A 14367-nucleotide genomic window follows, 5' to 3' on the forward strand; every position below is an offset into this window, starting at 1 on the left:
CGGGCTTCTGTTCCTGGATTTCCGGCCGTCAGCTGTAGATCTGGGCCTTGACGACCTCGAGGGTGGCGGCGGGGTCCCACTCGTTCTGGGCGTCGATGATCCGGCCGTCCTTGAACCGGGTGCGGCCGGTGTAGTGGATGGTGAACGGCTTGTTGGTGGGCTCCAGACCCATGACGGCGCCGCGGTGCACGCCGTGGAAGGTCCAGTTGAGGTGCACCCAGTCGTCCTCCCACTTCACGATCTCGAACTCGTAGGTGGGGTCGAGCTTCTCGCGCATCTCGACCATGCCGGCCTTGATGCCCGCCAGGTCGGGCTCGGTGTTCTCGAAGCCCAGCGCCGACTCGTCGGTGTGGTGGACGAAGTCGGGGTGGATGAACTCGTCCAGGACGTCGTCGTTGCGGCCGTTGAGGTGCTCGGTCAGGTAGCGCTTGAGGAGCGCCTCGGCGGCCTTCTGCTCTTCCGGAGTCATGGAACTTCCTTCTTTCGGTGATGGATTGCGATGGATCGGGATGGATCGGGATGGTCTGAGGGGGGCGCCGCTCAGGCGGTGAGCGGCACCCGGACGGCGGCCGGGGCGTCCTCGCCCACGCACCACAGCGGTGCGCGCAGGGCGGTGTCGTGCAGCGCGCCGACCAGGGCGGCGGTGGCCGCCGCGCCGGCCGGGAGCGAGGGGCTGCCCGGCACGGGGGTGCGGTCCAGGGCGAGCAGCGAGAGCACGCCCGCGAGGGCGGTCGCGTCGCCGGTCGCGCCGCGCAGCAGCCCGGCGAGCTCCCGGCGGCCGGTGTCCGGCCCGGGCAGGTCGACCCGCAGGGTCCGGGCGCCGGCGGGCAGCCGGTCCAGGGCCTCGCACGCCTCGGCGCCGTCGGCGCCCGCGGCCGGGACGACGACCAGCCAGGTCTCCCCGGCCGCCGCGGACTCGGGAAGCCGATCGTCGGGCTGCCAGCCGGTCCGCAGGCCGGCCGGCGGCTGGGCGGGCCGGGTGCGGCCGGCGCTGTGGAAGCGCTCGGCCGCGAGGTCGGGCCAGTAGCGCTCGCGGGCGAAGGCGTAGCTCGGCAGGTCGGTGCGGCGCGCGCCCCGGCCGGCGTAGAACGCCTCCCAGTCCAGGTCGACGCCCCGCACGTGCAGCTCGCCGGAGAGCCGGGCGGTCGCGTCCGGTCCCGCGTCGGGCGCCAGGACGCTCGCGCCGGCGGCGGTCAGCGCCCGCACGGTGCCGGGGGAGGCCAGCGGGACGAGGAACAGGCTCTTCCCGCCGGGGAGTTCGCCGGAGCCGGACCGGCCCGCGAGCACCGCGCGCAGGCCGTCGGCCAGCGGCAGCCTACCGTCCGCGACGGCCGCGGCCGCCTCGCCCGGGCCGCCGGTGCCGAGGACCGCGGTGGGCCGGACGCCCCAGGCGCGCCACTGCGCGGCCAGCGCGACCAGCACCGAGAACAGCACCGGCGCGGCGACCTCGGGCAGCGCGGGGGAGGGGGCCTCCGGCTCGTCCGCCAGCACCGCCCACAGCGACCAGTCGACCAGGCCTGCCAGGGCCTGCTCACAGGCGCTGATCCGCTCGGCGAAGACCGGTGCGTCCAGCGGCAGTTGGGCGGCAAGAAGGCTCCAGGAACGGACCGCCTCCAGGTCGCCGGGCAGGACCAGGGCGAGGTCCGGCTCGGTCCGGGCGCTGCCCCGCAGCAGGGTCGGCGACTCGCCGCCGGCGGCGAGCACCCGCAGGTCCTCGGCCGCGCCCCGGGCGTCGTCGACCAGCAGGACGGCCCGGTGTTCCAGCCGCGCGCGGGTGGTGGCGAGGGAGTAGCCGAGGTCCGCCGGCGTGGCGTCCGGGTGCTCGGCCAGGTGCCTGCGCAGACGCTCGGCCTGGCCGCGCAGCGCGGCGGCGCTGTGGGCGCCGATCGGCCAGGGCAGCGTGGCCGACCGTACCGGCCCCGGGGCCTCCGTGGCGGGCTCGGCCTCCGGCTCGGGGGCCTGCTCGACGATCACGTGCGCGTTGGTCCCGCTCATGCCGAACGAGGAGACCGCGGCGCGGCGCGGCCGTCCGGTCTCGGGCCAGGGTGTGGTCTCGTCGAGCAGCCGCAGCACCCCCGCGTCCCAGTCGACGTGCTCGCTGCGCCGCTCGGCGTGCAGGGTCCGGGGCAGTGCCCCGTGGCGGAGCGCCAGCACCGCCTTCATGACGCCGGCGACGCCCGCCGCGGCCTGCGTGTGGCCGAGGTTGGACTTGACCGAGCCGAGCAGCAGCGGCCGGTCCGCGGGCCGGTTGCGGCCATAGGTGGCGAGCAGCGCGCCGGCCTCGATCGGGTCGCCGAGCGGGGTTCCGGTGCCGTGCGCCTCGATCGCGTCGACCTCGGCCGCGGACAGGCCCGCGTCGGCGAGCGCCTCGCGGATCACGCCCTCCTGGGCCGGGCCGCTGGGCGCGGTGATGCCGTTGCTGGCGCCGTCCTGGCCGATCGCCGTGCCGCGCAGCACCGCGAGCACCGGGTGGCCGTTGCGGCGCGCGTCGGAGAGCCGCTCCAGCACCAGCAGGCCCACGCCCTCGGCCATGCCGAAGCCGTCCGCCTCGGCCGAGAACGCCTTGCAGCGCCCGTCCCGGGAGAGCGCCCGCATCCGGCTGAACTCCACCAGCATCTCGGGCGTCGCCATCACGGTGGCGCCGCCGGCCAGGGCCAGCGAGCACTCCCGGGCGCGCAGCGCCTTGACGGCCAGGTGGACGGCGACCAGCGAGGAGGAGCAGGCGGTGTCGACCGAGACGGCCGGGCCCTCGAGGCCGAAGGCGTAGGAGAGCCGGCCGGAGGCGACGCTGGTGCCGTTGCCGCTGACCAGGTGGCCCTCGTAGCTCTCCGGCTCGGCCTGGAGCAGCCGCCAGTAGTCGTTGTACATCGCGCCGACGTACACGCCGGTGCGCGAGCCCTTCAGGCCGCGCGGGTCGATGCCGGCCCGCTCGAACGCCTCCCAGGTCACCTCCAGCAGCAGCCGGTGCTGCGGGTCCATGCCGGTCGCCTCGCGCGGGCTGATGCCGAACAGCAGCGGGTCGAACTCGGTGGCGCCGTCGAGGAATCCGCCCTCCAGGGTGTAGCTGTGGCCGAGCGCGTCGGCGTCCTGGGCGTACAGCTCGCCGGGGTTCCAGCCGCGGTCGCCGGGCAGGTCGGAGACCGCGTCGCGGCCGTCCAGCAGCAGCTGCCAGAGCTCCTCGGGGGAGGTCACGCCGCCGGGGTAGCGGCAGCCCATGGCGACCACGGCGACGGGCTCCTGGCGGGCCTGCTCCAGGTCCTGCAGGCGCTGCCGGGTGGCGGCCAGCTCCATCGTGACGCGCTTGAGGTACTCCGCGAGCTTGGCGTCCGTCGGCCGGGCGTCGTTCGACATGGTCGAGTCCTTCGTGTGTGCGGGAGGTGTGGGCGTGGCGGTCACGGCGTCAGACCCCCAGCTCCTGGTCGATGAAGGCGAGCACCTCGTCGACGTCGGCGTCGGCCAGGTGGGCGGCCTGCGCGGGCTGTTCGGCGGGCGCCACCTTGGCCAGGAGCGCGCGCAGCCGCTCGACCAGCTCCGGGTGCCCCGGCTCGTCCGGGCCGACGGCGAGCAGGCTCGCCTCCAGCCGGTCGAGGTCCTCGGCCGGGTTGCCGGCCGGAGCGGGGGCGCCGGCCGGCGGCGTGCCCTCGCCCGCCAGCCGGTACAGGTGCGCGGACAGCTCCGCGACCGTCGGGTGGTCGAAGACGAGCGTGGCGGGCAGCCGCAGCCCGGTGGCCGCGGAGAGCCGGTTGCGCAGCTCGACCGCGAACAGCGAGTCGAAGCCCATGCTGCGGAAGGCGCGGTCGGGCTCGACCTCGTCAGGCCCGGCCAGGCCGACCACGGCCGCGACGTGGGCGCGGAGCAGGTCGCGTACCAGGCGCTCGCCCTCCGGTGCGGAGAGCGCCGCCAGCCGCTCGGCGAGCGGATCGGCGGAGCCGTCGGCGGCCGCGTCGGGCTCCTTCTCGGCGGCCACGAGGCGGCGGACGTCGGGGAGTTCGCGCAGCAGCGGACCGGGCCGGGTGGCCGTGTAGACGGGGTAGAACCGCTTCCAGTCCATGTCGGCGACGACCACCGCGACGTCCTGCCGGTCGAGCGCGGCGCCGAGTGCGGCGATCCCGGTCTCCGGGGTCATCGCCAGCACGCCGAACCGGTCGAGCCGCGAGCCGATCTCCTCGTCGGCCATACCGCCGCCGCCCCACTGGCCCCAGGCCACCGCGGTGGCGGCCAGGCCGGTGCCGCGCCGGTGCTCGGCGAGGGCGTCGAGGTAGGCGTTGGCGGCCCCATAGGCGCCCTGACCGGCGCTGCCCCAGATGCCGGCACCCGAGGAGTACAGGACGAAGGCGTCCAGGTCGTCGCCGAGCAGCTCGTCCAGGTGCGCGGCGCCGGCAGCCTTGCCGGCCAGGACGGTCGCGACCTCGGCCAGGGTGGCGTCGGCGAGCGGGAAGGTGTCGCCCGCGCCCGCCGTGTGGACCACCGCGCGGACGGTACGGCCGTCCTCGGCGAGCGTCCGCAGCAGGTCTTCGAGCGCCGCGCGGTCGGCGACGTCGCAGGCGGCGACCGTCACCTCGGCGCCCGACTCCCTTAGCTCGTCTGCGAGTTCGGCGGAACCGGGGGCGTCGGCCCCGGCCCGGCTGGTCAGCACCAGGTGCTCGGCACCCGAGCGGGCCAGCCAGCGGGCGGCGTGGCCGCCGAGCGCCCCGGTGCCGCCGGTGACCAGCACCGTCCCGGCGGGCCGCCACGGCTCGGTGTCCGGCGCCGCGGTGGCCGCGGCCCGCTCCAGGCGGCGGACGTACGGGCCCGACGGGCGCACCGCGTACTCGACGTCGCCGGTCTGCCGGTCGCCCGCCGCGCCGAGGACGGCGGCGAGGTGCGCGGCCACCCGGGCGTCGAGGTGTTCGGGCAGGTCGATCAGGCCGATCAGGCGCCGCGGTTCCTCCAGCCCGGCCACCCGGGCCAGGCCCCAGACCATCGCCTGCACGGGGCTGGCCAGGTGCTCGCCGGGTGCCACCGCGACGGCCTGACGGGTCGCCAGCCACAGCGGCAGCGCACTGCCGCCGTCGCGCAGCGCCTGGAGCAGCGCCAGCACGCCGGCCAGGCCGCGCGGCACCGCCGGGTGCCGCGGATGCGGCTCCTCGTCGACCGCGAGCAGGGCGAGGACGCCGGAGAGGTCCGGGTGCTCGTCGAGCAGTCGGGCCATCGTGGCGCGGTCGGCCGTGGCGCCGTCCACCGGGACGGTGACGGCGCGGGCGCCGTGCTCCTCCAGGGCCCGGACCACGCCCAGCACCCAGCCGTCCTGGACCAGTTCGGCGGGCACCGGCACCAGCCAGGTGCCGCGCACCGGCGCCGCCTCGGCGGGGCGCACCGGCGTCCAGCGGACCCGGTAGCGCAGCCGGTCCAGGCGGGCCGACGCGTCGGACAGCTGCTCCGGCTCGACCGGCCGCCCGGACACCGAGCCGACGCTGACCACCGGCAGGCCGTCCAGGCCCACCAGGTCGGCGCTCACCGCGTGCTCGCCGTCGCGCCGGATGCGCACCCGCACGGCCGGCACGCCCGCACGGTGCACCGCGACGCGGTTCCAGCTGAACGGCAGCACCGGCCGCTCGCCGTCGAACATGCCGACCAGCGCGGCGTGCATCGCCGCGTCCAGCAGCGCCGGGTGGACCGCGTACGCGCCCGCCTGCTCCGCCTCGGCGGCGTTCAGCGCCACCTCGGCGAAGTACTCGCCGTCGCGCCGCCACAGCTCGCGCACGCCCCGGAACACCGGGCCGTAGTCGTAGCCGCGCTCCGCGAGCGAGTCGTACATGCCGGCGACGTCGACGGACTCGGCGCCCGCCGGCGGCCAGGCGCCCAGCTGCGCGCCGGCCGGGGCCGGGTCTGCGGCGAGCAGGCCGGCTGCGTGGCACCGCCACCGCTCCTCGCCGTCACCGTCCGGGCGGGAGTCCTCGCGGGAGTCCGGGCGGGAGTAGATGCCCAGCGGACGCAGGCCCGTGGCGTCCGGGGCGCCGAGGGTGACCTGCACCCGCACGGCGCCGCTCTCCGGCAGCACCAGCGGGGCCTGCAGGGTGAGCTCCTCGACCCGGTCGCAGCCGGCCTCGGCGCCCGCCCGCAGGGCGAGCTCCAGCAGCCCGGTGCCCGGGACGAGGACGGTGCCGGCCACGCCGTGGTCGGCCAGCCAGGGGTGGGTGTGCAACGAGAGGCGCCCGGTGAAGACCCGTCCGGCGCCGTCCGCGAGGTCGACGGCCGCGCCGAGCAGCGGGTGCCCGGCGGCGGTCAGGCCGGCCGCGGTGACGTCGGCGGTGCCCGCGCCGGTGCTCTCCAGCCAGAAGCGCCGGTGCTGGAAGGCGTAGGTCGGCAGGTCGGTGCGGCGGGCGCCGCTGCCCTCGAAGACCGTCCGCCAGTCCACGCGCACGCCGCGGGTGTGCGCCTCGCCGAGGGAGGCGAGGAAGCGGGGCAGGCCGCCCTCGCCGCGCCGCAGCGAGCCGAACACCACCGCGTCCGCGCCCGCGTCCAGCACGGTCTCCTGCAGTCCGATGGCGAGCACCGGGTGCGGGCTGGACTCGACGAACGCGCTGTGGCCGTCGGCCAGCAGCAGCTGGCTGGTCTCCTCGAAGCGGACGGTCCGGCGCAGGTTCCGCGTCCAGTAGTCCGCGTCCAACACGCTGGTGTCCGCGAGCAGTTCGGCCTCGACGGTGGAGTAGAACGCCACCTCGCAGCGGCGCGGACGGATCGGGGCGAGGAGCTCCAGCAGCTCCGCGCGCAGCGACTCGACCTGCGCGGAGTGCGACGCGTAGTCGACGTCGATCCGGCGGGCCCGCACGCCGTCCGCCTCGCACTGCTCCACCAGCCGCTCCAGCGGCTCCGGGTCGCCGGAGACGACCACCGAGCGGGGGCCGTTGACGGCGGCGACGGAGATCCGCTCGCCCCACGGCGCGATCCGCTGCGCCACCTCGGCCTGCGACGCCTGGACGGACACCATGCCGCCCTTGCCGGCGAGCGCGGTGCGGATCAGCCGGCTGCGCAGCGCGACCACCAGGGCCGCATCCTCCAGGGACAGCGCCCCGGCCACCGCGGCGGCGGCGATCTCGCCCTGCGAGTGGCCGATCACGGCGGCCGGCGCGACGCCGTAGGAGCGCCACAGCTCGGCCAGCGAGACCATGACGGCCCACAGCACCGGCTGGACGACGTCGACCCGCTCCAGTGAGGCCGCACCCGGCGCGCCGGTCAGCACCTCGGTCAGCGACCAGTCGGTGTGCGGCGCCAGCGCGCGCTCGCACTCCTCGATCCGGGCCCGGAACACCGGTGCGGTGTCGAGCAGTTCGGCGGCCATGCCGGCCCACTGGGAGCCCTGGCCGGGGAAGACGAAGACCACCTTGCGCTCGCCGCCGGCGATGCCCTGCACCACCTCGGGCGAAGGCCGGCCGGCGGCCAGCGCATCCAGGGCGTCCAGCAGTTCGGCGCGGCCGGCGCCGGTGACGGCCGCCCGGTGTTCCAGAGCGCCGCGGGTGGTGGCCAGCGAGAGCGCGGCGTCGAGCGGGGCCGGCCCGGCCGGATCGGCCAGCCGGGCGCGCAGCCGGCAGGCCTGGTCGCGCAGGGCCGACTCGCTGCGGGCGGAGAGCAGCAGCGGGACGGGCAGGCTGCTCGCCGGAGCGGACTGCGGCTCGTCCTCGGTGACCTGCTCCAGCAGGACGTGCGCGTTGGTGCCGCTGATGCCGAACGAGGACACGCCGGCCCGGCGCGGCCGTCCGGTCCGCGGCCACTCGACGCGCTCCGTCAGCGGCGACACGGCCCCCGACTGCCAGTCGATGTGCCGCGACGGCTCGTCGATGTGCAGCGACTTCGGCAGGACGCCGTGCCGCATCGCCATGACCGTCTTGATGACGGAGGCGACGCCGGCGGCGGCCTGGGTGTGGCCGATGTTGGACTTCACCGAGCCGACCCACAGCGGGTTCTCGTCCTGCCGCTCGCGCCCGTACACGGAGAGCAGGGCGTGCGCCTCGATCGGGTCGCCGAGCGGGGTGCCGGTGCCGTGCGCCTCCACCGCGTCGACCTCGGCGGGCGTCAGCCCGGAGGCCTCCAGGGCCCGCCGGATCACCCGCTCCTGGGCGGGGCCGTTGGGGGCGGCCAGGCCGTTGCTGGCGCCGTCCTGGTTGATCGCGCTGCCGCGGACCAGGGCGAGCACCCGGTGGCCGTTGCGGCGGGCGTCGGACAGCCGCTCCAGCAGGATCCAGCCCGCGCCCTCGGCCCAGCCGGTGCCGTCCGCGCCGGCCGCGAAGGGCTTGCAGCGGCCGTCCGGGGAGAGCCCGCGCTGGCGGCTGAACTCGACGAACGTGCCGGGCGTCGACATCACCGTCGCCCCGCCGGCCAGGGCCAGCGAGCACTCGCCGCGGCGCAGCGACTCGCCCGCCAGGTGGAGCGCGACCAGCGCCGAGGAGCAGGCGGTGTCGACGGTGAGGGCGGGCCCCTCCAGGCCGAGGGTGTAGGCGATCCGGCCGGAGGCGACGCTGCCGGCGCCGCCGGTGCCGAGCAGGCCCTCCACGCCGTCCGGGACGGTGGCCAGGCCGGTCGCGTAGTCGTGGTACATCAGCCCGGCGAACACGGCGGCGTCCGTGCCGCGCAGCGACGCCGGGTCGATGCCGGCCCGCTCCAGGACCTCCCAGGCGGTCTCCAGCAGCAGCCGCTGCTGGGGGTCCATGGCGAGCGCCTCGCGCGGGGTGATGCCGAAGAAGTCGGCGTCGAACCCGGCGGCGTCGTACAGGAATCCGCCGTCGCGCACGTAGCTGGTACCGGTGTGGTCCGGGTCCGGGTGGTAGAGCCCGTCCAGGTCCCAGCCGCGGTCCTCGGGCAGCGGGCCGATCGCGTCGGTCTCGTCGAGGACGAGCTGCCACAGGTCCTCGGGCGAGCGCACCCCGCCGGGGAAGCGGCAGGCCATCCCGATGACGGCGAGCGGCTCGTCGGCGTCCACGCGCGCGGCCGCCTGCGCCACGGCCGGGGAAGCGGTGGCCGCGGTCTGCCGGGTGCCGGCGAGTTCGCCGCGCAGGTGCCGGGCGAGTGCGGTGGGGGTGGGGTAGTCGAAGATCACCGTGGAGTGCATCCGCAGGCCGGTGGCCTCGGTGAGCTCGTTGCGCAGTTCGAGGGCGATGAGGGAGTCGAAGCCCAGCTCGCTGAAGTTGCGCTCCGGGTCGACCCGGTCGGCGGACGGGTGGCCGAGCACGGCCGCCGTCCTGGCGCGCACCAGCTCCAGCAGCGCGCTCTGCTGCTCGGCCTCGGGCAGCCGGGCGATCCGGCTCAGCGGCGCGGCGGCGGGCTTCTGCTCCCGGGCCGCCGGGGTGCGCACCAGGGCGCCGAACAGCGCGGGCAGGGTGCGGGCCTCGGCCAGCGCGGTCAGCGCGGACCGGTCCAGCCGGGCGGCGACGGGGGCGGGCTCGTCCGAGGCCAGCACCGCGTCGAACAGGGCCAGCCCGTCCTCGGCGCCGATCGGCGCCAGGCCGGAGCGCTCCAGGCGGCGCAGCGCCGCCTCGTCCAGCGCTCCCGCCATGCCGTCGGAGAGCTCCCACAGCCCCCAGCCGACCGAGACCGCGGGCAGGCCGGCGGCCCGCCGCTGCCGGGCGAGGGCGTCCAGGAAGGCGTTGGCGGCCGCGTAGTTGGCCTGGCCGGCGCTGCCGATGGTGGAGGCGACGGAGGAGAACAGGACGAAGGCGGCCAGCTCGCGGTCGCGGGTGAGCTCGTGCAGGTGCCAGGCCGCGTCCGCCTTGGGCCGCAGCACCCGGTCCAGGTGCGCGCCGGACTGGGCGCCCAGGGTGGCGTCCTCGGTGACGCCGGCGGCGTGCACGACGGCGGTCAGCGGCCGGTCGGCCGGGATCGCGTCGAGGACGGCGGCCAGCGCCGCGCGGTCGGCGACGTCGCAGGCGGCGAAGGACACCTGCGCACCGGCCTCGGACAGCTCGGCGGCCAGCTCCGCCGCACCGGCGGCCGCCGCGCCCTGACGGCTGACCAGGAGCAGGTGGCGGGCGCCGCGGACGGCGGCCAGGTGCCGCGCGACCAGGCGGCCGAGCGCGCCGGTGGCGCCGGTGACCAGGACGGTGCCGTCCCGGTCCCACTCCGTGGCGTCCTGGCCGGCCGTGCCCCGCTCCAGCCGGGCGGCGCTCGCCGCACCCCTGCGCAGCGCGAGCTGGTGCTCGCCACTGGCCAGGGCGGCGGCCAGCACCCGCGTCTCGGAGGCGTCGGCCTGGTCGAACGGGTCGAGGTCCACCAGGACGTACCGGCCCGGCTGCTCGGTCTGCGCCGAGCGGACCAGGCCCCAGACGGCCGCCTGGACGGGATCGGAGGTGATGTCACTGTCGCTGCCGCTGCCGGTGGCGACCGCGCCGCGGGTGAGCAGGACCAGCCGGGAGCCGGCGAAGCGCTCGTCGGCCGACCAGGCGTGCAGCAGCTCCAGCACGGCGCCGGTGGCCGTGCGCACGGCCTGCGGCACCGACGCGGCGTCGCGCGCCGCGTCCACCGCGACCAGCACCGTGGCGGGCACCGCCGCGCCGGCGTCGACGGCGGCGGCCAGCGCCGCGAAGTCGAGGTGGCGAGCGGCCGGGACCGGACCGGCGACGGCGTCGCCGAGCACCGCCCAGCCCTCCGGGACGGCCGCCCCGGCGGTGTCCGGCAGCGGGGACCAGGCCAGCCGGTACAGGGCGTCGGACGTGCTCCGCAGCGCCCCCGACGGCACCGGCCGCACGGCGAGGGCGGCCACCGACGCGACCGGCTGGCCGGCACCGTCCGCGAGCGCGAGCGACACCGTGCCCGGGCCGGCCGGCGAGATCCGCACGCGCAGCAGGTCCGTCGGGCCGCCGTGGAGGGTGACGCCCGACCAGGAGAACGGCAGCGATCCGGCGGCCACCTCGGGCAGCTCGCCCAGACCGATCGCGTGCAGCGCCGCGTCCCACAGCGCCGGGTGCAGCCCGAAGTCGTCCGCCCCGACGCCGTCGAGGGCCACCTCGGCGCAGAGGTCCCGCCCGTGCCGCCAGACGGCCCGCAGGCCCCGGAAGGCCGGACCGTGCTCGATGCCCGCCTCGGCGAAGCCCCGGTAGGCCTGCGCGCCATCCAGCGGCTGCGCCCCGGCCGGCGGCCAGGCGAGCGCGAACTCCCAGGCGTCGTCGGCCGGTTCGTCGGCCGGTTCGTCGATGGCGAGGGTCCCCGAGGCGTGCCGGGTCCACTCGGCGTCGGCCGCCGCGTCCTGCGGGCGCGAGTACAGCCGGAACGCGCAGCGCCCGTCCGCGGCCGGGGCGCCCACCGACACCTGGAGGTCGGCGCCGCCGTCCTCGTCCAGGACCAGCGGCCCCTCCAGCGTCAGCTCGTCGAGCCGGTCGCAGCCCGCCTCCGTACCCACCCGCAGGGCGAGTTCGGCGAGGGCGGTGCCCGGTACCAGGATCCGGCCGTGCACCCGGTGGTCGGTGAGCCAGGGCTGCGCCGCGGCCGACAGGCGGCCGGTGAGCAGCATGCCGCCGCGGTCGTCGGCGAGCCGGACGGCGGCGCCGAGCAGCGGGTGGCCGACCGGGCGCAGCCCGGCGGACAGCACGTCCTCGGCGCGGCGTTCGGCGGGGTGCACCCAGTAGCTCTGCCGCTGGAAGGCGTAGGTGGGCAGCTCGGGCAGGTGGGTGCCGGGCAGCAGGGCGGCCCAGTCGACGACGGCGCCGCGGCCGGCCAGTACGGCGAGCGCGGTCACGGCGGCCACCGGCTCGGGGACGTTGCGGCGCAGGACGGCGGTGCAGACGGTGTCCCCGGTGGCGTCCTCGGAGCCGTCGGCGAGGATCTCCTCGGTCAGGGCGGTGAGCACCGCGTCCGGGCCGAGTTCGACGAAGGTGGTCACGCCCTCGGCGCGCAGGTGGCGGATCCCGTCCGCGAACCGCACCGCCTCCCGGATGTGCCGGACCCAGTAGTCGGGCGTGCACAGCTCGGCGGCGTCGGCCGTGCGGCCGGTCAGGTTGGAGACCACCGGGATGCTCGGCGGGCTGAACACCAGCCCCGCGGCGACCGCCCGGAAGTCCTCCAGCATCGCGTCCATGCGGGGCGAGTGGAAGGCGTGCGAGACGCGCAGCCGGCTGGTGCGGCGCCCCTGCTCGCGCCACTGCGCGACGAGCTCGGCGACCGCGTCCTCGTCACCGGAGACGACGACCGAGCGCGGCCCGTTGACCGCGGCGATCGTCACCTGCTGCTCGCGGCCCGCGAGCGCGGCGAGCACCTCGGCCTCGGCCGCCTCGACGGCCGCCATCGCGCCGCCGCCCGGCAGGGCCTGCATGAGCCGGCCGCGCGCGGCCACCAGCGTGCAGGCGTCCTCGAGGGTCAGCACGCCGGCGACGTGGGCGGCGGCGAGTTCGCCGACCGAGTGGCCGATCAGGAAGTCGGGCGCGGGCGCCCACTGCGCCAGCAGCCGGTGGAGCGCGACCTCGACCGCGAACAGCGCGCACTGGGTGTACTGCGTCTCGTTCAGCAGCGCGGCCTCGGCGCTGTCGGCCTCGGCGAACATCAGCTCGCGCAGCGGCCGGTCCAGGTGACGGTCCAGCTCGGCGCAGACCTCGTCCAGCAGCCGGGCAAATTCCGGTGCGGCGGCGTAGAGTTCGCGCGCCATCCCGGGCCGCTGGGCGCCCTGCCCGGAGAACAGCCAGGCGGTGCGGCCGGCGTCCGTGGTCACGAGGTCAGCCCGCCGGTCGCGGGCGAGGAAGGCGGTGAGCGCGTCGACCAGCTCGGCGCGGTCGCGGCCGACCACGGCGCCGCCGAGCTCGAACCGGCTCCGGCCGGCGGCCAGCGTGTGCGCGACGTCCTCCGGCCGCAGCTCGGGCCGCCGCTCGACCTCGGCCAGCAGCCGCTCGGCCTGCTCGCGCAGGCCCGCCTCGGTGCGGGCGGAGAGCAGCCAGGGCAGCGCGGGGAGGGCCTGCGCCTGCGCGGCCTCGGCCTCCGTTTCCTCCTCGTCCGCCTGCTCCAGCACGAGGTGCGCGTTGGTGCCGCCGAGCCCGAAGGAGGAGACGGCGGCGCGGCGCGGCGCGCCGGTCTCGGGCCACGCGGTCGGCTCGGTGAGGAGCGACACCGCACCGCCCGCCCAGTCGATGTGCGGCGAGGGCTCGTCGATGTGCAGCGACTTCGGCATGACGCCGTGCCGGATCGCCTCGACCATCTTGATGACGCCGCCCACCCCGGCCGCCGCCTGGGCGTGGCCGATGTTGGACTTCAGCGAACCCAGCCGCAGCGGCCGGTCCGCCGGGCGGTCCTGCCCGTAGGCGGCGATCAGCGCCTCGGCCTCGATCGGGTCGCCGAGGACGGTGCCGGTGCCGTGCGCCTCCACCACGTCGATGTCGGCCGGGCCGAGCAGGGCGTCGGCCAGCGCGTCCCGGATCACCTGCTCCTGCGCGGGCCCGTTGGGCGCGGTCAGCCCGTTGCTGGCGCCGTCCTGGTTGACGGCGGTGCCGCGGATCACGGCCAGCACCGGGTGCCCGTTGCGGCGCGCGTCCGACAGCCGCTCCACCAGGATCATGCCGGCGCCCTCGGCCCAGCCGGTGCCGTCCGCGGCCTTGGCGAAGGACTTGCAGCGCCCGTCCGGCGACAGGCCGCGCTGCTTGGAGAACTCGACCAGCATCTGCGGCGTCGCCATGACGGTGACGCCGCCGGCCAGCGCCATCGTGCACTCCCCGGCCCGCAGCGAACGCACCGCCAGGTGCAGCGCCACCAGCGAGGACGAGCACGCGGTGTCCACGGACAGGGTCGGGCCCTGGAGCCCGAAGGTGTACGCGACCCGGCCGGACGCCACGCCGCCCTGGCTGCCGATCCGGACGTGCCCCTCCAGCGACTCGGGCGCGCGCAGCAGCCGGCCGCCGTAGTCGTGGTACATCAGACCGGCGAACACCCCGGTCCGGCTGCCGCGGACCGTGCTCGGGTCGATGCCGGCCCGCTCGAAGGCCTCCCAGCTGGTCTCCAGCAGCAGGCGGTGCTGCGGGTCCAGCGCGAGCGCCTCACGGGGGCTGATCCCGAAGAACTCCGGGTCGAACTCGTCCGCGTCGTAGAGGAAGGCGCCGTTGCGGGTGTAGCAGGTGCCGGGCACCGCACCCTGCGGGTCGTACAGGCCCTCCCGGTCCCAGCCGCGGTTGGCGGGGAACTCCGAGACGGCGTCGACCTCGTCGGCCACCAGCTGCCACAGGTCCTGCGGCGACGTCACCCCGCCGGGGAAGCGGCAGCCGATCCCGATGATCGCGATCGGCTCGTGCTCCGCGTCCTCCAGCTCGCGCAGCCGCTGACGGGTGCGGTGCAGCTCGGTGGTGACCTTCTTCAGATAACCGCGCAGCTTCTCTTCCGACATGGGGTCCAGTCACTCCTCGGGCACAACAGAGGTGGGTCGAG

The 14367-nt window shown here is 76.7% G+C and carries 2 protein-coding genes and 1 pseudogene; all 3 read right to left on the bottom strand.

What is annotated here, in order from left to right:
* Positions 1–28: 28 nt before the first annotated feature.
* The 3 genes and pseudogenes from F7Q99_RS22440 to F7Q99_RS22450 all read right to left on the bottom strand — a co-directional run bounded on the left by F7Q99_RS22440 (position 29) and on the right by F7Q99_RS22450 (position 14335).
* Positions 29–469 (bottom strand): ester cyclase, encoded by a 441-nt coding sequence (locus F7Q99_RS22440; protein ID WP_153464203.1) that lies wholly within the window; start codon positions 467–469, stop codon positions 29–31.
* A 71-nt stretch (positions 470–540) separates the two neighbouring features.
* Positions 541–3333, bottom strand: a pseudogene (locus F7Q99_RS22445) (type I polyketide synthase); the annotation flags it as partial.
* 67 nt (positions 3334–3400) lie between these two features.
* On the bottom strand, positions 3401–14335 hold the full coding sequence (locus tag F7Q99_RS22450) for a type I polyketide synthase (protein ID WP_407697873.1): 10935 nt from the start codon (positions 14333–14335) through the stop codon (positions 3401–3403).
* Positions 14336–14367: the final 32 nt, after the last annotated feature.

It is taken from the genome of Streptomyces kaniharaensis (genome assembly GCF_009569385.1).
GTDB classification, from domain to species: domain Bacteria; phylum Actinomycetota; class Actinomycetes; order Streptomycetales; family Streptomycetaceae; genus Kitasatospora; species Kitasatospora kaniharaensis.

What these genes read in the sequence shown, in the direction of transcription:
- F7Q99_RS22440 (WP_153464203.1), bottom strand. Translation starts at nt 469, where the DNA reads ATGACTCCGGAAGAGCAGAAGGCCGCCGAGGCGCTCCTCAAGCGCTAC.